Source organism: Acidaminococcus sp. AM05-11 (genome assembly GCF_003472805.1).
Lineage (GTDB): Bacteria > Bacillota > Negativicutes > Acidaminococcales > Acidaminococcaceae > Acidaminococcus > Acidaminococcus hominis.
Genome location: NZ_QRMX01000032.1, coordinates 1 through 19,533, shown reverse-complemented (window position 1 = coordinate 19,533; position 19,533 = coordinate 1). Strand labels below are relative to the sequence as shown.

At 51.4% G+C, this 19,533-nt stretch carries 22 protein-coding genes and 1 pseudogene; 22 read left to right on the top strand and 1 reads right to left on the bottom strand.

The features are described 5' to 3' along the window. Nucleotides 1–324: 324 nt before the first annotated feature. From DW089_RS10020 to DW089_RS09985, 8 genes and pseudogenes are all read left to right on the top strand, one after another. A complete protein-coding gene (locus DW089_RS10020) occupies nt 325–939 on the top strand; it encodes a hypothetical protein (RefSeq protein WP_118287234.1) in 615 nt (204 codons plus the stop codon). 64 nt (nt 940–1,003) lie between these two features. Further along, nucleotides 1,004–1,804, top strand: coding sequence for a phage antirepressor KilAC domain-containing protein (locus DW089_RS10015; RefSeq protein WP_118287233.1), 801 nt, complete (start codon nt 1,004–1,006; stop codon nt 1,802–1,804). Further along, nucleotides 1,791–2,210: a DUF4406 domain-containing protein gene (locus DW089_RS10010; RefSeq protein ID WP_118287232.1), complete on the top strand. Its 420-nt coding sequence runs from the start codon at nt 1,791–1,793 to the stop codon at nt 2,208–2,210. The genes DW089_RS10015 and DW089_RS10010 overlap by 14 nt, the downstream gene beginning before the upstream one ends. Beyond that, on the top strand, nt 2,207–4,495 hold the full coding sequence (locus DW089_RS10005; protein ID WP_118287231.1) for a phage/plasmid primase, P4 family: 2,289 nt from the start codon (nt 2,207–2,209) through the stop codon (nt 4,493–4,495). Before DW089_RS10010 ends, DW089_RS10005 begins: the two co-directional genes overlap by 4 nt. 352 nt (nt 4,496–4,847) lie before the next feature. Further along, complete coding sequence (locus DW089_RS10000; RefSeq protein ID WP_118287230.1) at nt 4,848–5,171, top strand: hypothetical protein; 324 nt, start codon at nt 4,848–4,850, stop codon at nt 5,169–5,171. Then, nucleotides 5,155–5,457 carry a VRR-NUC domain-containing protein gene (locus DW089_RS09995; protein ID WP_118287229.1) on the top strand — a complete coding sequence of 101 codons (303 nt, stop codon included), beginning with the start codon at nt 5,155–5,157 and terminating at the stop codon, nt 5,455–5,457. Before DW089_RS10000 ends, DW089_RS09995 begins: the two co-directional genes overlap by 17 nt. Further along, nucleotides 5,454–6,808 (top strand): annotated as a pseudogene (locus tag DW089_RS09990) (SNF2-related protein). Before DW089_RS09995 ends, DW089_RS09990 begins: the two are co-directional and overlap by 4 nt. Beyond that, complete coding sequence (locus DW089_RS09985) at nt 6,805–7,257, top strand: hypothetical protein (protein ID WP_118287228.1); 453 nt, start codon at nt 6,805–6,807, stop codon at nt 7,255–7,257. Before DW089_RS09990 ends, DW089_RS09985 begins: the two are co-directional and overlap by 4 nt. A 91-nt stretch (nt 7,258–7,348) precedes the next feature. On the opposite strand, the gene DW089_RS09980 is transcribed toward DW089_RS09985, so the two are convergent. Continuing rightward, nucleotides 7,349–7,777 (bottom strand): hypothetical protein, encoded by a 429-nt coding sequence (locus DW089_RS09980; protein WP_118287227.1) that lies wholly within the window; start codon nt 7,775–7,777, stop codon nt 7,349–7,351. 128 nt (nt 7,778–7,905) lie between these two features. Between DW089_RS09980 and DW089_RS09975 the strand changes: the two genes are divergently transcribed. The 14 genes from DW089_RS09975 to DW089_RS11520 form a co-directional block, all read left to right on the top strand. Continuing rightward, a complete protein-coding gene (locus tag DW089_RS09975) occupies nt 7,906–8,292 on the top strand; it encodes an HNH endonuclease (RefSeq protein ID WP_045172484.1) in 387 nt (128 codons plus the stop codon). Nucleotides 8,293–8,426: 134 nt separating this feature from the next. Beyond that, complete coding sequence (locus tag DW089_RS09970; RefSeq protein WP_118287226.1) at nt 8,427–8,966, top strand: P27 family phage terminase small subunit; 540 nt, start codon at nt 8,427–8,429, stop codon at nt 8,964–8,966. 144 nt (nt 8,967–9,110) lie between these two features. Beyond that, nucleotides 9,111–10,367 (top strand): DNA methyltransferase, encoded by a 1,257-nt coding sequence (locus DW089_RS09965; RefSeq protein WP_118287225.1) that lies wholly within the window; start codon nt 9,111–9,113, stop codon nt 10,365–10,367. A gap of 88 nt (nt 10,368–10,455) precedes the next feature. Further along, nucleotides 10,456–11,262: a virulence gene (locus DW089_RS09960; RefSeq protein WP_118287224.1), complete on the top strand. Its 807-nt coding sequence runs from the start codon at nt 10,456–10,458 to the stop codon at nt 11,260–11,262. Beyond that, nucleotides 11,246–11,479 (top strand): DUF4314 domain-containing protein, encoded by a 234-nt coding sequence (locus tag DW089_RS09955; protein ID WP_118287223.1) that lies wholly within the window; start codon nt 11,246–11,248, stop codon nt 11,477–11,479. Before DW089_RS09960 ends, DW089_RS09955 begins: the two co-directional genes overlap by 17 nt. A 100-nt stretch (nt 11,480–11,579) precedes the next feature. Further along, nucleotides 11,580–12,476: an amidoligase family protein gene (locus DW089_RS09950; RefSeq protein WP_118287222.1), complete on the top strand. Its 897-nt coding sequence runs from the start codon at nt 11,580–11,582 to the stop codon at nt 12,474–12,476. Between the two features lie 160 nt (nt 12,477–12,636). Then, entirely contained in the window at nt 12,637–12,759 is a 123-nt protein-coding gene (locus tag DW089_RS11750; RefSeq protein ID WP_255419959.1) for a hypothetical protein, read from the top strand. A gap of 45 nt (nt 12,760–12,804) precedes the next feature. After that, on the top strand, nt 12,805–13,080 hold the full coding sequence (locus DW089_RS11665; RefSeq protein WP_233547595.1) for a hypothetical protein: 276 nt from the start codon (nt 12,805–12,807) through the stop codon (nt 13,078–13,080). Nucleotides 13,081–13,361: 281 nt separating this feature from the next. Next, a complete protein-coding gene (locus tag DW089_RS09940; RefSeq protein ID WP_118287221.1) occupies nt 13,362–14,426 on the top strand; it encodes a tetratricopeptide repeat protein in 1,065 nt (354 codons plus the stop codon). Nucleotides 14,427–14,465: 39 nt separating this feature from the next. Continuing rightward, nucleotides 14,466–15,062 carry a hypothetical protein gene (locus DW089_RS09935; protein WP_118287220.1) on the top strand — a complete coding sequence of 199 codons (597 nt, stop codon included), beginning with the start codon at nt 14,466–14,468 and terminating at the stop codon, nt 15,060–15,062. Between the two features lie 165 nt (nt 15,063–15,227). Next, nucleotides 15,228–17,078, top strand: a complete 1,851-nt coding sequence (gene zorA, locus DW089_RS09930) for an anti-phage ZorAB system protein ZorA (protein ID WP_118287219.1) — start codon at nt 15,228–15,230, stop codon at nt 17,076–17,078. A gap of 12 nt (nt 17,079–17,090) precedes the next feature. Next, complete coding sequence (locus DW089_RS09925; RefSeq protein WP_118287218.1) at nt 17,091–17,798, top strand: OmpA family protein; 708 nt, start codon at nt 17,091–17,093, stop codon at nt 17,796–17,798. Then, entirely contained in the window at nt 17,791–19,194 is a 1,404-nt protein-coding gene (locus DW089_RS09920) for an EH signature domain-containing protein (protein ID WP_118287217.1), read from the top strand. Before DW089_RS09925 ends, DW089_RS09920 begins: the two co-directional genes overlap by 8 nt. Nucleotides 19,195–19,198: 4 nt before the next feature. Continuing rightward, nucleotides 19,199–19,533 (top strand): hypothetical protein (locus DW089_RS11520; protein ID WP_147351166.1); only part of this gene is annotated, 335 nt, incomplete at its 3' end.

Below are 19,533 nucleotides of genomic sequence, written 5' to 3'. Positions count from 1 at the left end.
CAGAGTGGTAAAAAAAGTCCGTGCACATGGCAAAATCGTATCGGTATATTCAAGGTCTGAACATTGATACGGTAGCAGGTAAGCCTGCTTCCATATGAGTGCTCAGGCACTCGAAAAAAATCTCTGTTGTCCGAGATGCGCATGAGGACGATGGGATGCATAGACAGTTCTGGATCACCGCAGTGATGCGGTGGGCAGGACTGGAAATGCCCCCACCGTTTGTTTCCGTGCGCCATTTTGGCCGTTTGGGACCTGTGGGGACATTCCCCGCAGGTCTTTTTGGCATCCCTTCGTCCCCTGGCACGGACGGAAAGGATGCCAAAAATGAAAATCAAAGTCAAACACTACAGTTGGGACGAATCGAAAGCGCCAGAGGTCACGGTAGTGGAAGTCCCTGAAGGTGACTGCCAAATCATGATCGAGAGGGATTACGAACTGAGAAAACAGGCGGCAAAGGAAGGGGAAGAAGTTACCCGGCGCAGCGCCCAGGAAATCATGGACGAAGAATTCAACAAGCCCCTCTATAACGATTGGCGCAGGGAACATCGGAGAAGAACAGAGTGCCCGGACTACCAGGAACGGAATGAAAAGGACGAGGCTTTGATGAATCCCATCGAGGCAGTCCCTGATACGTACACCTGCACTGTTGCTGGAAGCGGGTGCAGCCGGAACGGAATCTCCATGCCAGATATGAATACTGTCAGCCGAGATGCAACGGAACGGGATCGCAAGGCTGGCGAAGAAAAAGTCCGTCAGGAAATCCATACGGTGCTGGTGAACAAGCCGGAGTGGGAAGATGCGGTAATCGCTGTCTATCTCAACGAGGAATCCATCCGGGGATACTCCATCAGAATCGGCGCCAATGAAAACAACATCACCCAGAAGCTGAAGCGGGCAAGAAAAAAGCTGCAGAAAATTTTTGAAAACCGTCAGATTTAATGGATTGCCATGGCTACAAAGTGGGAGATGGACTCCCCAAATTTCATACGGAGGTAAAAAAGATATGAAAGAATTACGGGTCTTTGTAAACAGTCAATTCGGTGCGGTTCGTACCCTTGTCCAAGATGGGACGGTTTATTTTGTAGGAAAGGACGTGGCCGAAGCCCTCGGTTACATCAATGTACGGGATGCCATCAAAAAGCACGTCGATGAAGAAGATAAGGGCGTCGCGGATTGCGACACCCCTGGAGGACCGCAGAGCATGACGATCATTAATGAATCCGGTGTGTATTCTCTGGTGTTCAGTTCCAGACTTCCGACAGCGAAAGCCTTTAAACGGTGGGTAACTTCGGAAGTGCTGCCGGCCATTCGCCAGCACGGAGTGTATGCCATGGACCATCTGTTAGAAAATCCGGATGCCTTGATCCAGGCACTTACGGCTTATAAAGAAGAACGGAATAGGGCAAGGGAACTGGCACAGATAAATGCCGCTCAACAGCAGCAGCTTGCGGAGCTCCGGCCAAAGGCTACGTACTTCGATCTGGTCCTGCAGTGTAGGGAGCTGGTGAGCACATCGACCATTGCCAAGGACTATGGATGGTCTGCAAACCGCATGAACCAGTGGCTCCATGAACACGGGATCCAGTACAAACAGGGCAATATTTGGCTGCTTTACCAGGCTTATGCTCCCATGGGATACACCTCGACAAAGACCTTCAATATCCCGGACGGAAACGGCGTCCTGCATAATCGTGTCCATACCTATTGGACACAGAAGGGGCGGCTGTTCATCTATCAGCTGATGACCGAAGAAGGAAACTATCCCCTGATTGAAAAGGAGTGTGGCATTTATGGACATGCATAACCAGGAACACTATCCGGATCCGACTCCGCAGAGAGCCCTCAGTGCTGTCGAAGCCCAGCGGAAGGCACTCCGGGCTTACCGGCCTCTCGTATATATCTGTTCCCCGTATTCCGGGGCAACGGATAAAAACATCCTGGCAGCAAGGCGGTACTGCCGCTTTGCCTTCGAAGAAGGGTACTTGCCCTTGGCTCCGCATCTCCTCTTTCCTCAGTTCCTGGATGACCGGGATCCAAAGGAACGGGAGGCAGGGCTCCATTTCGGCAACATCCTCATGAGTCTTTGCCGGGAAGTGTGGGTGTTCGGGGATACCATATCTCCTGGCATGGATGCGGAGATTCGGCGGGCCAGATGGAAGAACTATCGGCTGAGATTCTTTAACGAAACCCTCGAGGAGGCAGAAAAATGAGATTTACGATTTACACGGCTGACTGTACCGGCAACGAACGAAATGCCATATATCCTAATAAAGCAGTCATCACAAGCAGCAGGGAACTGGGGACGGCTGCTGCTTTCGACCACGTTTGTGCGGCCTATAAGGACAACTACCGGAGCCGGGATAACTTCCTGGCTTCCGATGTGGCGGTGATGGACTGCGACAACGACCATACGGAAAATCCGAAGGAGTGGGTGACGGGAGAAAAGCTCCTTGCCATGCTTCCAAACGTGGCTGTGGCCATCGTCCCGTCCCGGAATAGCGGGAAAGCCAAGGAAGGCCGGAAAGCCCGGCCCCGGTTCCATGCGTATTTTCCCATCACCGAAGTGCAGGACGAAAAAGCCTATACGGCCCTGAAGCAGGGGATCCGGGAAGAGTTTCCCTTCTTCGACGCCCAGGCTCTGGATGCAGCCCGGTTCCTGTATGGCACGGAAGTGGTGCCGGAAGCTATCTTATGGCAGGAAGGGAAGCAAACCATCACGGATTTTCTGGCCGGCCTGGGACCTTTGGAACCCGACCAGACGGAACCTCCCTTCTATACCGGGAGTTCTATCCCGGAAGGCAACCGGAACAACACCATGTCCCACTTTGCCGGCCGGGTGCTGAAGCGGTATGGGGATACGGAAAAAGCCTACGAAGCCTACCTGCAGCGGGCTGAGAATTGCGAACCGCGGCTTCCGGAAAAAGAGCTGGACACCATCTGGAAAAGTGCCCTGAAGTTCTTCCGGAACAAAATCCAGCAAAGCGAAGGGTATGTGCCCCCGGATGAATACAACAAAGCTGTTGGCCACCCGTCCCTCCAGCCGGATGACTTCTCGGATATCGGGGAAGCCAAAGTCCTGGCCCGGACCTGTATGGGACGCCTTCGGTACACCAGTGCTACGAAGTACATCGCCTACGTGGGTAATCATTGGGATGAAGATGAACATAAGCCTCTGGGCGTCATCGAGGACTTTATGGATGACCAGCTGGCAGACGCAGAAGAAAAGATCCGCCAGGCAGAAGATGACCTGACCGCCATCGGGATCTCCCGGGAAGACGTGAAGTCCAGAAGCAAGACCCTGGCCAACCAGATTCCCGGGGAAAAAGTCCATTTGCTGACGGCCCTTCTCAGCGCGGATGCTTACAAGAAATTCGTCATGAAAAACCGGAACTACAAGAACATTCTCAATGTCCAGAATGCCGCCACCCCCATGCTGGCCCTGGATGTTTCCGAGCTGGACTATGATCCGGAACTTTTGAACACCCCGGAAGCCACCTACGACCTTTCCAAAGGGATGCAGGGAAAACGGCCCCATGACCCGGATGACATGATCACCAAAGTTACCGCCTGCTCTCCCGGAACCCAGGGAGGAAACATGTGGCAGGAAAGCCTGGACCTGTTCTTCTGCAAGGACCAGGAGCTGATCCGGTACGTGCAGCAGATCGTGGGGATGGCCGCAGTGGGCCGAGTCTATGCCGAACAGATGATTATCGCCTATGGCGGCGGGGCCAACGGGAAATCCACCTTCTGGAACACCATCGCCAGGGTGCTGGGGTTGTATTCCGGCAAGATTTCCGCCGAGACCATGACCATGAACTGCCGGCGAAACGTAAAACCGGAAATTGCAGAACTGAAAGGGAAGCGGCTGATCATCGCTTCCGAACTGGAAGAAGGCCAGCGGCTCAATACGGGGATGGTGAAGCAGATCTGTTCTGTGGACCCCATCGAAGCGGAGAAGAAGTTCAAGACTCCATTCCATTTCGTCCCCTCCCACACACTGGTCCTTTACACCAACCACCTGCCGAAAGTGGCCGCCAACGATGACGGCACCTGGCGGAGGCTGATTATCATTCCCTTCAACGCCAGGATTACCCGGAAAAACGACATCAAGAACTATTCGGACTACCTGTTCGAACAAGCCGGGCCGGCCATTTTGAAGTGGGTCATTGAAGGCGCGGAAGCTGCCATCCGGAAGAAGTTCAAGATTGAGGAACCGGAAGCCGTGCGGAAAGCGGTAGAGAAATACCGGGAGGACAACGATTGGTTGGGACAATTCCTGGACGCCCATTGTGACGTGGATCCCTCCTTCACGGAGAAGTCGGGGGATTTGTACCAGCAGTACCGGATCGTCTGTATGCAGACGGGTGAATACACTAGAAGCACTTCGGATTTCTATGGGAATCTGGAGAAGGCGGGGTTCTTCCGTCACAAGACGAAGAAAGGAATCGTTGTTCACGGGCTGCGGTTGAAAGAAGGACAGGATTTTCTGGACTAAAAGGTGCAGGTGGGTGCAGGTCTACTACTGACAGTCCTAAAGAAGAATTTTTTAAGAAGTTCTATATAAAGGTATGTTGAAGACCTTCACCACCTGCACCCCATAGGATTTATGGAAAAATCTAAAAGGTGCAGGTGGGTGCAGGTCTACTACTGACAGTCCTAAAGAAGAATTTTTAAAAGAGTTCTATATAAAGGTATGTTAGAGACATTCACCACCTGCACCTTATGAAAAGTGACAGTAGTGACACTCTCACCTGAAAGTCCTAAAGAAGATTTTAAAAAAGGATCTATAGAGAGGGTATGTTGAAGAGTGTCACCACCGTCACTCCCATACTGAAGGAGGAAAAGCGATGATCAACAAGAAAGAACGGACGATTGAACTGTACAAACTGGTGGGAGCCGAAATGCGGCTGTTCCGGACATTGGGTGGAAATCTTGCCATCCACATGCCTCAGGTCCTTTTGTCTACGGATACGGACAAATTCATGCGGGTCCTGCAAAAGATTGATGAAGTGCGGTCCCGGGCGGAAGACAATATGTTCCATGACCATCCGGAAGTCAGCAATGACTATCTGAATGTGTTTTACGGAGACCTGAATCATGAACCCAGAACCCCGGTGGATGCGGAAGTGATGGCAAAGGCAAAGGAGGCAGCAGATGTCCTTTTTAAATGAGAAACAAGTAGAACTGAAGCTGGTGACGGAAACGAGGAAGAAAGGCGGACTGGCTGTGAAGTTCGTTTCCCCTTCCTTTTCCGGCATGCCGGACCGGCTGGTCCTTCTTCCTGGTGGGAAGCTGGCCTTTGTGGAAGTGAAGGCACCGGGGAAGAAACCACGGGTTCTGCAGGTGAAAAGGCACGAAAAGCTTCGGGAGCTGGGGTTCCGGGTGTTCGTCCTGGATGCCCTGGAAGATATCCCCGGGCTGCTGCAGACCATCGCGGAAGGAGGTGATGCCCAATGAAGTTCATACCCCATGCATACCAGACCTATGCCATCGAGTACATCAAGACCCACCCGGTGACGGCTCTCCTGCTGGATATGGGCTTAGGTTCGGCAAGACGGTGACGACCTTGACGGCTATTCGGGATTTGATGTATGACTCCTTTGAAGTCCACCGGGTTTTGATCGTGGCCCCCCTCAGAGTAGCCAGAGATACATGGCCGGAGGAACTCCGGAAGTGGGACCACCTGAAGGATCTCACCTGCAGCGTTGTCGTGGGGCCCGTGACGGAACGGCGGCGGGCTCTCCAGAAGCCAGCAGACCTTTACATCGTGAACCGGGAGAACCTGGTGTGGCTTTGCAAGAACTGCCGGCTGGATTTTGATATGGTGGTCCTGGACGAACTGTCTTCTTTCAAGAACCAGCAGGCCCAGCGGTTCAAAGCCATGAAGGCCCTGCGGCCCAAGGTGAAACGGATCGTGGGCCTCACGGGGACTCCCAGCGGCAACGGCCTTATGGACCTGTGGGCGGAGTTCCGGCTCCTGGACATGGGAGAGCGTCTGGGGAGATACATCAGCCAGTACCGGAATATCTACTTCCAGCCAGACAAACGGAACGGGATGGTGGTGTTTTCCTACAAGCCCCTGCCGGGAGCAGAGGACACCATCTACAAAAAGATCGCGGACATCACCGTATCCATGAAGGCCACAGACTATTTGCAGATGCCGGATTTGGTACGTGTGAAAACCGAGGTCAATCTTTCGGACTCGGAGCGGAAGCGGTATAATGACTTCAAAAAGTCCCTGGTGCTGGAACTGCCGGGAGGCGAGGTGACGGCGGCCAATGCGGCTTCCCTTACGCTGAAGTTGACCCAAATGGCCAACGGAGCCATCTACACCGATGACGGAAAGACCATCCATCTCCATGACCGAAAGCTTGATGCCCTGGAAGACCTGGTGGAAAGCGCCAATGGCCGGCCGGTCCTTGTGGCCTACTGGTTCCGGCACGACCGGGAACGGATCTGTCAGAGGATGGAAGCCAGGGAACTGAAGGAGAGCAGGGACTTTGCCGACTGGAACGCCGGGAAGATCCCGGTGGCCCTGATCCATCCGGCTTCTGCCGGGCACGGCCTCAACCTGCAGCAGGGCGGGTCCATCCTGATCTGGTTCGGGCTCACCTGGAGTTTGGAACTCTACCAGCAGACGGTGGCCCGGCTCTGGCGGCAGGGACAAACCAGCCGGACGGTGATCGTCCAGCACATTGTGACGAAAGGCACCATGGACGAACGGATACTGAAGGCCCTGGAGAAGAAAGACAGTTCCCAGGCGGATCTCATTGAAGCCGTCAAAGCGGATTTGGAGGGAAAAGCATGAACGCGAAAGAGTACTTGCAACAGGGATTCTACCTGGATAAGAAAATAGAGAGCAATCTTCGGGAAGTGGCCGAGCTCCGGCATCTTTGCCTGGGCATCTCAGCAGCCGGGCTGGAAGAAAGCCACAACCCCAACCGGCCCACGGAAGCCCCCTTCGTCCGGACCATCGAGAAGATCTGGGAGCGGGAGCAGGAAAACAACCGGGAAGTGGACCGGCTGGTGGACCTGAAGTATGAGATTGGCCAGGTCATCGACCGGGTGGAAGACGAAGCCCAGCGGCTGGTCCTCCGGGACCGGTACATCCACTTCGATGCCTGGGAGGACATTGCCCGGAGCATGGGCAAAGGGATCCGGTGGATCTACGCCGTCCACAGTGATGGGGTGGCGGCCGTTGAAAAAATTTTGGAGGAGTGCATTGAATTGCAGGAAAATGCAGTGGATACACACTAGAATTCAATAGACCCTTCGTGGTATGATAGACTCACGAGAAAAGGAAATAAAGTGAAGCCTTGCAGGATGTAAGAATCCTACAAGGCTTTTTTTATGCAAGGGAGTAGACTTTTTCAGGAATCTTCCCCGTTTCTTGATATTCCCTAAAAGCATTATCAAGAAGCCGAAGGGCTATGAAATCAAACTCTTTTGTGTTGGCAGAATCTGAGTAAAATTTCCAGGCGAATCGAGAGTTATCTATTTCGATTAAACCTTTTTCCACTGCATTGCATACTATATCAATACAAGAAATATAGACGGGTTTAGTAACCAGCTTTTTCCTGCCAGATGGCATCTTCTTTATCTTTTGATGGATTTCTGGACCGACAAAACATTTCTTTGGGATCAGGATAGAACCATCAAGTGTGTAATCATCGTTCGTGCATTCAGGGAGGTTCCAGTTGAAGGCACCATATGCGTAGAGCACATAGGTATTATCTTCATTTACTTTTTTTGCGATACCGCCGTAACCCAGACTCATGAGGTGCGCTCCTTCCCATTGTCTTTCTTATTTTATTGTAAGTTAAACCCTGTGAAAATACAATCGTGGGGTAGCCTTGCAGAGAAAATCTGCAGGGCTTTTTTGTTGCCCGAAAGGAGATGGCAGCTGTGCCGAGAAAACCGAAACGACCCTGTTCCTTCCCAGGCTGCCCGAACCTGACGGACGGCCGGTACTGTGAGAAGCACCAGAAGATCATCGCCAAGCGGTACGAAAAGTATGAGCGAAGTTCTGGTACGAAGAAACGGTACGGCAGGACATGGAAGAAGATCCGGGATGCCTACGTGGCCAGCCATCCTCTCTGTGAGCTGTGTCTGAAGAATGGCCGGTACGTGGTGGCGGAAGAAGTCCACCACAAGAAGCCCCTGGCGGAAGGCGGGACCCACGACTGGAACAACCTGATTGCCCTGTGCAAAGCCTGTCACGCAAGGATTCATGCCCAAAGAGGAGATCGATGGCACCAAAAAGTCACAAGAAAAAGCGGACTATCAGAATGATAAATCTGAAACAAAGTGATATACCCAGGGGGCGTATGAATCTCTGGAAGCCCGGAAAGCCAGAACGGGCGAGGGGTCACGCGCGAAAAAAACGCGTTTTCAAAAAGGGTATTGACCCATGGAAATAAGGGGGTGTGAAAAATAGCCAAAGAGGGGGACTGCGGGTCGGCCAGGGCCGGAAACCCAGGGCCCTTCTGGACAAGCTGCCGGACAATCCGGGGAAGCGGCCTCTGAAGGTGATGGACCTGCCGGAAGGAGCGGACCTTCCCGGAGAAGATATGCCGGAACCCAAGGCCTACATGAAGGAAAAGCAACGGAACGGCGGAAAACTGGAAGCCGAAGAAATCTACCGGGAAACCTGGCTGTGGCTGAAGGCCCGGCACTGCGAAAAGCTGGTGAGCCCCCAGCTGATCAGCCAGTACGCCATGGCGGTATCCCGGTGGATCCAGTGCGAACATGCCATTTCGGAATATGGCTTTCTGGCCAAGCACCCCACCACCAATGCGGCCATTGCTTCTCCATACGTGACCATGGGCCAGAACTACATGAAGCAGGTGAACCAGATCTGGTATCAGATCTACCAGGTGGTGAAGGAAAACTGCTCCGTGGAGTTTGCCGGCAACACGCCCCAGGATGACGTGATGGAACGGCTGCTGCGGTCGCGGAAGGTATAGCATGACAGCAAGAGAATTCATTTCCCGGCTGAGGGGATATCCCCTCACCAAACAACAGATCAAAACATTACGAGGACAAGCCCTTTGTGGGGACCTGAACGGTGCCCGCAGGGGGCTTGCTGCGATTATAAGGAGAAACATGGCATGGAGAAAACGACCAAAGAGATGAAGCTCATCCCCATCGATGAGCTGATCCCCTATGTGAATAATGCCCGGACCCATTCCCCGGAGCAGATTAACAAGCTCCGGGCCAGCCTGCGGGAATTCGGGTTCATCAACCCGGTGATCATCGACAAGGACAAGAACATCATTGCTGGCCATGGCCGGGTGATGGCAGCCCGGGAAGAAGGCATCCGGGAAGTGCCCTGCGTCCTGGTGGACTACCTTACTGAAGCCCAGAAGAAAGCCTACATCCTGGCCGACAACCGGATGGCCCTGGATGCCGGATGGGACGAAGAAATGCTGCGGGTGGAAATCGAATCCCTCCAGGGAGCGGATTTCGATGTGAGCCTCACAGGCTTCAGCGATGACGAAATTGCCCATATCTTCGATGAAGAAACGGAAGCCAAAGAAGACGACTTCAACGTGGAAGAAGAACTCCAGAAGCCGGTGTTCTCCAAAGACGGGGACCTCTGGCAGCTGGGAAAGCACCGGGTCCTGTGCGGGGATTCCACCAAGCCAGAAACCTATGCTCAGCTCATGGACGGGGTGAAACCCAACCTGGTGCTGACGGATCCCCCGTACCTGGTCAACCTTCGAAGCACCTCCGGGAAGATCAAGAACGATGACCTGAACGACCAGGATGGGTATGAATTCCTGAAGAAAGCCTTCTCCTGTTTTCATGATGCCATGGCCCTGGATGCCTCCATCTATGTGTTCTACGCCACCATGAAGGCCCGGGTCTTTTACGACGCTTTCGAAGATGCCGGTTTCAAAGTGGGAGCTGGCCTGATCTGGAAAAAGCCCAAAGCCCCCTTTATGCGCACCGACTGGAAGTTTAACATGGAACCCATTATCTTCGGGTGGCGGAAAGACGGAAAACACAACTGGTACGGGGACCAGAAACAGAAAGCAGTCTTTGAGTTTGACGGGATCAAGAACAGCAAAGAGGACGGTTTCGGGCACCCCTCCAGTAAGCCGGTGCCCATGCTGGCCTATCTGATCAAGCTGAGCAGCCAGATCAACGGGGTGGTGCTGGACGGATTCCTGGGGTCTGCTTCCACCCTCACGGCCTGCGACCAGCTGGGCCGGATCTGTTATGGGGTGGAGCTGGAACCCAAGTTCGTGGATGTGGCGGTGAAGCGGTACCTGGCTTCCCACGAAGGGGAGCAGGACAGCGTGACCGTCCTGCGAAATGGGAAAACATACACCTACCAGGAAGTTGTGGGCGGAGAAAAATAAAGAACAAAAAGGGCTACATTTTGCTTGCTATTATTCGCCTTTAGAGTGATTAATAACAGTACCAAAATACCCTAAGGAGGTACCAATCATGAAGGTCGAATACAACAGACAAGGTGCAGCGAGAAAAGAACTGGTCCAGGCCATCAGCGCCATTACGGGAGAAAAGGCAAAGTACCTTTTTCTTCCCACCAAGGCTTACCGGATCGGCAGCATTATGGTGTGGAAAAACGGTGCCATGGAATGTGAAGACGGAGAACTGTTCCAGAAGGTGGTAAAAGAACTGGAAGCCAGAGGATTCAAGCCAGAAGAAACGGCTGCAGAACAGGCAGCAACGGAAGAAACTCCGGAACAAGAACCCGTAAAGGAAACGGCAGAACCGGATGCAAACCCGGAACCAGAACTTTCCCAGGAAACGGCTGAACTGGAAGAAGGGACGGAACCTGAAACAGCCCAGGAACCGGAAGAAACTCCTGAGAAAGTCGACACCCTCACCATTTCCTTTCCGGACGATTTCACGGAAGAAGACTTCGAGAAACTTCAGAACCTGGTGGCCTCTAAAGCCGGCCTTTTCAAAAAGGCCCTGGGGACGGATGACCTGACCATCATCCGCAGCGAAGGAAAAATCAACTTCCCCTGGTTCCACGAAGCGGACGGCGCCAAGGTCCAAGCCTACTCCAGACTGGTGAAGGCCCTGTGCCAGTTTGCCAAGAACGCCAAACGGGTCACGGCCAAAGAACATGAAGTCCCCAACGAGAAATACGCCTTCCGGTGTTTCCTCCTGCGCCTGGGCTTTATCGGGAAGGAATACAAGGACTGCCGAAAGATCCTGCTGGAAAAGCTCAGTGGGTCAGCGGCCTTCCGGAACGGAGGGAAAAAAGATGCGGTTTCCCAATAAAGAGCTGCTGGAATTTCTACAGCAGGAATACCCTCCCGGAACCCGGGTACGCCTTACCCGGATGGACGATCCCCAGGCACCGCCTTTGGGGACGAAAGGCACGGTGACCGGCGTAGATGATATGGGGTCCCTCCTGGTGGTTTGGGACAACGGATCCCACCTTAATGTGATCCATGGGGTGGATGAGGTGCAAAAACTGAATAAAGACACGAAATAATTAATAATTATTCTCAAAATCCCTTGCTATTCTGTGCGTTTAGAGTGATATATACACATGCCAAAGAACACACAAACCTAGCGAAAGGATGACGAGAAGGATGAAAACACTGCACTTCGGGATTGAAATGGAAATGACGGGGATTACGAGAGAAAAGGCGGCCAACCTGATGGCCGGTTTCTTCGGAACAGGACGGGGCACCTATGAAGGCGGAGCCTACGATACCTACACCGCCCTGGATAACCAAGGACGGACCTGGAAAGCCATGAGCGACTCCAGCATCCGACCTCAGAGAAAGGTGGGCGGCCAGATCGAGGGCGCCACCCGGGACTACCGGACGGAAGTGGTAAGCCCCATCCTTTCCTACGACGACATCCCGAAGCTGCAGGAACTGGTACGGACCCTGAGAAAAGCCGGGGCCCTGGTGAACACCTCCTGCGGGATCCACATCCATGTGGGAGCCGAGAAGTTCACCCCGAAAACCCTGCGGAACCTGGTAAACCTGGTGGCCAGCAAGGAAGATATGATCTACCATGCCCTCCAGATCGACGCCCTCCGGGAAGCCAGATACTGCCAGAAGACAGATGAAACCTTCCTCCGGGAACTGAACAAGAAGCAGCCCCGAACCATGGCAGAATTTGCCGACATCTGGTACATCCAGGCACCCTTTGGTCGGGATGAACATTACAACAACAGCCGGTACCACGGGCTCAACCTCCACGCCACTTTCACCAAAGGGACAGTAGAGTTCCGGCTTTTCAACGGTACCCTCCACGCTGGGAAAATCAAGGCATACATCCAGTTCTGTCTGGCGGTGGCCCATCAGGCCCTGACCCAAAAGAAAGCCTCGGCCAGAAAGACGGAGACGGACAACGAAAAATATGCCTTCCGGTGCTGGATGCTCCGGCTTGGGCTCATTGGAGATGAATTCAAGACCTGCCGGCTGCACCTGCTGAAACATCTTACTGGAAACGCCGCCTGGAGAAACGCCGCTTGAAGAAGGTTGCTACAGATAGGGAACGGGGCCCCGAAGGCCCTGTTTCTCTCTCTTGTATACTTGCATAAATACACAGATTTTGCTTGCTATTATCTGCCTTTAGAGTGATTAATGTACATGCCAAAAGGCAAAGATACACAATCACAAGGAGGAAAAAACAATGACGAAGATGGAAATGATCGAAAGATTCTACGGGCGGAACGAGGAACTGGAAAGAAAGTTCGAGGCAGCCGAAAAAGCCGGGGACGCAAAAACCATGGATGCTTGCCAGGATGCCTACTAGGATCTTCTCCAGGAAGTCCGGGCTGAGGGGGAAGCCTTCGGGGATATGATGCGGCTTTACAGCGACATGAAAAAGCATGGCAACAGCCGGTTGGACCTTTCCGGGACATGCCGGGAACCGGAAAAGATCCTCAAAACCTTCCGGGAATTTGGGGTGACAGAGTTTACTTTTTCCTCCACCTGGTCCAGCGCCATCCAGGTAGCTTGGGCATTTACCCAGATGGGATGCACTTTGAAAGAAATGACCGAGATTTACGGGTCCGGCCGGAAACTCATGAGCAACGAATACGAAAAAGTCCCCGCCTACCTCTTCAGCCTTTGAGGAGCGGGGACAACTGGAAATGGGGGTGTTGCACGTATGGTGCAATCATCCCTTAGCTTAAGAAAAGATAGAAAAGTGAACAAGATTGAATACGGATTAACTGTCCTAAAAATTATACACTAAATATAGTATAATCAAATCAGGAAAAGGGCAGCAGTGGTAATTAAACAAAAGGGGAAGTAAGAAGATTTAAATGATAGAGAATAGGTATAGAAGCAAGACTGGGCTGCGTTTGAATTATTTCTGTATGTTTGGCTGATTCAAGAATAGCAGGAGGCTGTATGGATGTTGAAAAATACTATCAACAGATAGTTGATACTTTTTCCTGTTTTTTGAGGATGGATAAGAAACAGGCTTTTTATGCTGTTCAACAGGAGGCAAATGCCCATAATGCAGTTGCATTATACATTATGGGGCTGTATTTCGAAGGCGGATATGGTATTGTATCCATTGATAAAGCATGTGCAGAAAATTATTATCAAAGGGCAGCACAAAGAGGTGATGTCATTGCTTCATTACGGATGATGGAAAAGCAGTCCAAAGTAGACCCTTTTGTATTCAAAAAAGCTCAAATTTTAGCGTCTAAAGGAGCTTGTCATGCACAAGACTACTTAGGATGGTGTTATTCCAAAGGAATTTCTGTTGCCCAATCAGACCTTCAAGCAATCAAATGGTTTAGGCGGGGATCCGCCCAGGGATATGCCGCTGCCCAGAATCATTTGGGGGAAATGTATATCCGATGTATGGGGAACTACTTTTTAGATGATGATTCTTTAGAAGAGAGAATGGGAAAGGCGAAATGGAGAAATAAGGCACTCCTGCAATACTATCAGGCTGCCGCCCAAGAGTATGCACCAGCACAGCACAATATCGGCTGGGAACTCCTTTGGGGAAATGACCCCTTTCATTTGGAAAACACGGATCCTGCGGCGTGGTTCCAGAAAGCAGCCGAACAGGGAATGGTTGAAGCCCAGGAATTCCTAGGCATCTGGTTTTCTGACGAGGAAAATGACTTCCCGTTTGAGCAAGCGATGGAGTGGTTGGAAACAGCCGCCCTTCGCGGAGCGGCACTGGCTCAATATGCTTTGGGGGAACGGTATGAAGAGGGAGACGGATTTCCCCAATCCTATGCGTCGGCAGCCTATTGGTTCCAGCAGGCGGCATCCCAAGGAGAAGAATGTGCACAATACCGGCTGGGAATCCTCTATGATAAAGGACGGGGAGTCCCTCAGTCTGATGAAAAAGCGCTCTACTGGCTGCATAAAGCGGAGGCACTGGGATCTAGAGAGGCACACGATTATCTCATGATAAAATTACAAGAGCAATGTAATTTTTCAAAAAAATAGTGAAGAAAATTTATGTTCATTAAAAAAGGAAACATGGATATGGATGCAAAAGATTTTTTTGGTACGTTCCTAAAAGCAATCGAGCAGAATCGAAACTATGAGGGACGGGATTTATTTGATATTTATAAACACAATGCAGAATACACATCTGTGATTATAAAAATCATAAATGAAATCATCAAAGAGACAGGCTGTACACCTCAAAACGAATACTTCAGGATTGATGCAGTAGGATGGACCTCCCATTCTCAGGATATGAAAAAGGAGGCTGAAGAAGCCGGTATTGATTTGAAACCACACCTGTGGGATTTGAAAATTGCCATTGAGCATGAGAACGACAAGCGTGCCTGGTCAGATGAAGTGATGAAATTAATCCATGTAAAATGTCCATTAAAAATTGTCATTGCCTATAATTATTCTGATGAGCGAGGAGAAAAAGAGCAAAAAAAATTGGATTTCCTGGCTAATCAGATGACGAAAATTGAGGCTTTTTCCATAGGGGAAAGAAAAGAACAGTACTTGATCATCCTTGGAAACGGATGCAATCATAAAACAGGGGAGGCGGACTACGGAGATTTTGGCTATAGGGGTTATTTGTACGACTGGGAAGATAAAAAATTTAAAAAGTTGGATTGAGTAATCCTGGAAGGGTCCAGGACATGGATTGCTAAAAAGGGAAGTTCTGCCCTTTTCAATCGGATGTTTGTCAGAAAGATAGAATAAAAGAGAAAAAATAGTCATTTCCGTGTATAATAAATTTATCTGCTATGAATAAACAAAAATGAAGGTGAGGAAATTTTCATGGGGAATTGGCTGTCTTGGATTTCAGATTTTTTCTATTTATTATTTATTATAGGTGCAGGTTTCTGTTTTCGTTGGTTTTTCAGAATCAGTAAAGCTGGTTCTTCTGTGGAACAGATTATTTCTGTTTTACAGAATTATTCTCGGGAATCCATCAGGGAAAATTACGGCAATCTTCAGGCAGAAATGGGGCAGGCCCCGTATGATTCGATTTGGAAGAAATTTGAACGGACGCTGTTTAAAAGTAAAGCAGAAGGGGTGCTGATGACCCAGGACCCGGAGGCTTTTTATAACGACCGGACTTTGCTGGAGAACCTGCCTTTGGATCTGTTTCGCGCCATACCGGGAATCTTTACCGGCTTGGGGCTTTTGGGAACTTTTGCCGGAATCACCGTGGGTATCAGCGGCATCGACCTGGGCAATGTAGAAACCATGAAAAGCGGGATTGAAGTCCTGCTCAGCGGGACGAAGACGGCCTTCCTGACTTCTGTGGTCGGCCTTATCCTGGCACTGGGGTACAACCTCCTTGATAACTGGATCTACCGCCCTTACACCAAAAAACTGGCCACTCTGATCGATCAGCTCAATACCCTTTTCCCTTCCAAGAGTCTGGAAGAATTCTTGTCCAATCAGGCGGAACAGGCGGAAGAACAGACGGATGCCATGCGAGAACTGAATGGGGAACTGGTGGGCCGTCTGGAAGACATGTTTGTAAAGCTCAGCCAGAGTATCGATGTGGCGCTGAAAAATAATCTGACGGAATCCTTTACCAACAGTCTGGAACCGGTATTCCAGGATTTGAACCAGTCCATTGACAAACTGGGTTCCAGCGCCGGGGATACCCTGTCCAAATCCATTGAACAGGGGGCCGGGGACCAGATCCAGGGCCTGGCTGTGACCCTCCAGGATTTCCAGGGGAAAATGGGCAATATGATGGAAGTCTCTGAACGGCTGAATGCGGAAAATACCGCTCGGCTCCAGGGGTCTGTAGAGATGATGGTGACCAAGCTGAACGAAGCCATGGACGCCAATATCCAGAAACAGGCCACTACCAGCGATGCCAGTCAGGCGGCTATGAAGCAGTTGGTGGAAGAGATGAACACCAATCTGAAAGCAGCTCTGGATCAGATGGTGGAAGCTGGCCGGACAGCCAACCAGGCCTTGCTCCAGACTACGGAAGCCACCAAGGGAACCATCCAGGAGATTACTGACACCATGAGCCAGAGCACCCGGACCCAGAGAGACGAAATGATCCAGGTGACAGCCAATATGAAAGAATCCGTTTTGGAAGTGCTGAAACAGCTCCAGACCGATATGCAGGAACGGAACCGTACCATGGATTCTTACATGTCCGGGCTGAAGGAAATGCTGGGGCACAACCGGGAAATCATGGCTTCGGCAGGGAAAACTGCGGACAAATTTGCCCAGGCCAGCACGCCCATGCAGAAAGTGGCGGATACGCTGGGCAGCCAGCTGAACCTGGTGGTCAGCGCCAGCAATCAGTTCAACAGCCATGTGGACCAGAATGTCCAGAAACTGGTCCTGGCCAGCCAGAGCAGTCAGAAAGATCTGGAACTGATCCGGGATTCCATGAGTACCATGCGCAGCGCCTGGGAAAACTATCAGCAGACTTTCCAGGGGGTAAGCCGGGAAATGCGGGAAGCTACGGATACGTTGGCCCGAACTCTGGAACAGTACAATACTTCTACCAGCAAATGGCTGTCTGAAACTCTTGGCCAGTACGACAAGAGCATCAAAGAGGCCATGGATTCTGTGTCTATCATCAACAAGAGTCTGAGTGATTCCATCCAGGATCTGTCCGATGCCATGGACAAGAACAGACGGCACTAAGGAGAAACCTGAATGTGGAAGAAAAAGAAAGAAGAAAAAGCCCAACAGAGCGGTGATGCTTTTACCACTTCTGTCAGTGACCTGATGGCAGGGCTCCTGAGTATCTTTATCCTGGCTCTGTGCTATTTCATGCTGAATTTCGAGACGGTGACTAACAAATATACCGGGAATACGGAATTGCGGAATCAGCTGCTGAAGGATGTGGGGAAGGACCTCCAGGCCCAAGGCCTCCAGGTGAGGATTGACACCAAGCAGGGGGTGCTGCGGATCCCGGAAAGTGTGCTGTTTGAATCTGGGGAAGCCAATATCAAAGAACAGGGGCAGGCAGCGGTCAGCAAGCTGAGCCAGTCCCTGCTGAAAACCATGACCCGGCCGGAATATCGGGAAGCCCTGGAAACGGTCTTTATCGAAGGCCATACGGACAATGTGCCCATCCACAACGAATTTTTCCAATCCAACTGGGAGCTTTCCACCCAGCGGGCCATCAACACCTGGAATTTGATGCGGAACGATGTACCGGAATTCAACTGGCTGGTGAATCCCCGGGGAGAACCTATCTTCTCCTGTTCTGGCTATGCGGAAACCCGGCCTGTCCGGGAAAATGGTCTGGATCCCAATTCAGAGGCGGGACGGGCCGCCAATCGGCGGATCGATATCCGGTTTGTTATGATGCCGCCCCAGGATCCTGGGGAAAAGCCTTCCGGAGGCAGCCATGGATAAGTCGTTGCTGCACAGCCTGGAACGGCTGAAATCTTTCAAAATCCGCCTGCCTGATGTATGTCTGCATCCAGGTAGGCCCGTGGAACTGGAAAAATGGATAAAAAAGACCGTATCCAGCTCCTGCAGCCGGCCAGCCCTGGATCCGGTGACCATGGAAGAGCTGTATGCCAAGGTGAAAAATCAGGAAAAGAACCGGAAAGTGGTGCTGGACTTGAGACGGGAAATCCCTTTTCTGCCGGTGCTGCTCACCCGGGACAGGAAGGAAAAGCCCCGCTTTTATGAAGTACTGCTCCAGGACATCCTGCAGGCCATAGGGAATGGGGTTCGTCGTTCCGTCCGGCGGAATACCTTCCGAAATCTGGTATTTGCTTATTTTACTGTATACGGACAGCCATACAAGGGAGAACGGCTGCAGAAATGCATTTCTCTTTTCCTTCAGAAAGACCCAGAACTGTTGAAGTCGGTGCTGTATCTCCGGAACCGGAAGCAACTGCTGAAACCCAATGGCCATAAGCTGCTGACCCGGGAAATCCAGAACCGGCGGAGTTTCCATAAAGCATTGGAAGAATTCTGCTGGCCTGTGAACCTGTGGTATGGGGCATTTGCCCAGTGGGCTGTCAAGGATTTTTTCCAGCTGGAGGAAGAGGACGACTGGGATGACCTGTTCGGCGTATTGAAAGAAATCTGTGAGGACAAGGCCTGTGAGAATATGGTCCCTTTTGCTGCCGAAAAGATAATTTACCTGACGGACCGGTCCAGTGACGGAAATCGGGAAAAAGAAGTACGGATCCTGCTGCTACAGGCGCTGGGAGATCCCCGGGACCCGGGGTCTAGGCTGAACTGGGTGGATGTGGATGAAAAGGCCCAGGAGATTTTCCTGGCCTGGCTGAAAAAGAACGATCTGAACCTGTTCTTTACCATTATTTCCAAGACAGTACGGCAGGTTGCCACATCGGAAAACATGTGGAAATACCGTAAAAGTTTTTGGGAAAAATATCTGGATGCCATGTACTATACCAGGGTATTTCTGGGGCCCGAAGCAGAACAGATTGCCAGGCAGATGGATCTGGCCAAACAGGGTATGGGCTTTGGACGGTTGAACGGTTCCGGAGATTCCCTGAGGAGTCTGCTGATGTTCAGTATTGGGGATTACGTTTTTATTGAGGCCAGCCACAATGGCAAACTGAGAGTTTGGAAAAGAGGAAAAGAGCCTCTGCCTTTTTATCAGGCAAAATATACGTATAAAGGATTTTCTTATACGGACGTTACACAGGCTTCCAATATTGAGGAAGAATTCGTCCATTCCAGTTCAGAAACCGGTTCCTGGCAGCGGAAGGTCAATGACTGGGTTCGGAGACACTGCGGGGTACGGCCCAAAGAAAGCCGATGGAGGTAGAATAATGACCAACCACCGTTTTTGGACAGCACAAGAGAACGGATATTTTTACCCTTGTGTTCAAACAGAATCTACAGGAGACTGGCCGCTGATACAGGGACAATTGGAAATCCTGGTTTCTGAAGGAAAAGTGGAGGAGAAAACAGATGGATTCCTGCTGCCCCATGGACAGGCCGTGGAACTGGATCCGGAAATTTCAGAAATCCTGGAACTGCCGGATTGTTTTCCTTATGGCATCACTCTCCGCAGCCACGGCAGTCTGGGTTCTCCGTCCTTCCGCTATGACCTGGAATACCAGCGACCAGACGGGACTCCTTTTTATGGAATCAGGGTGTTGGG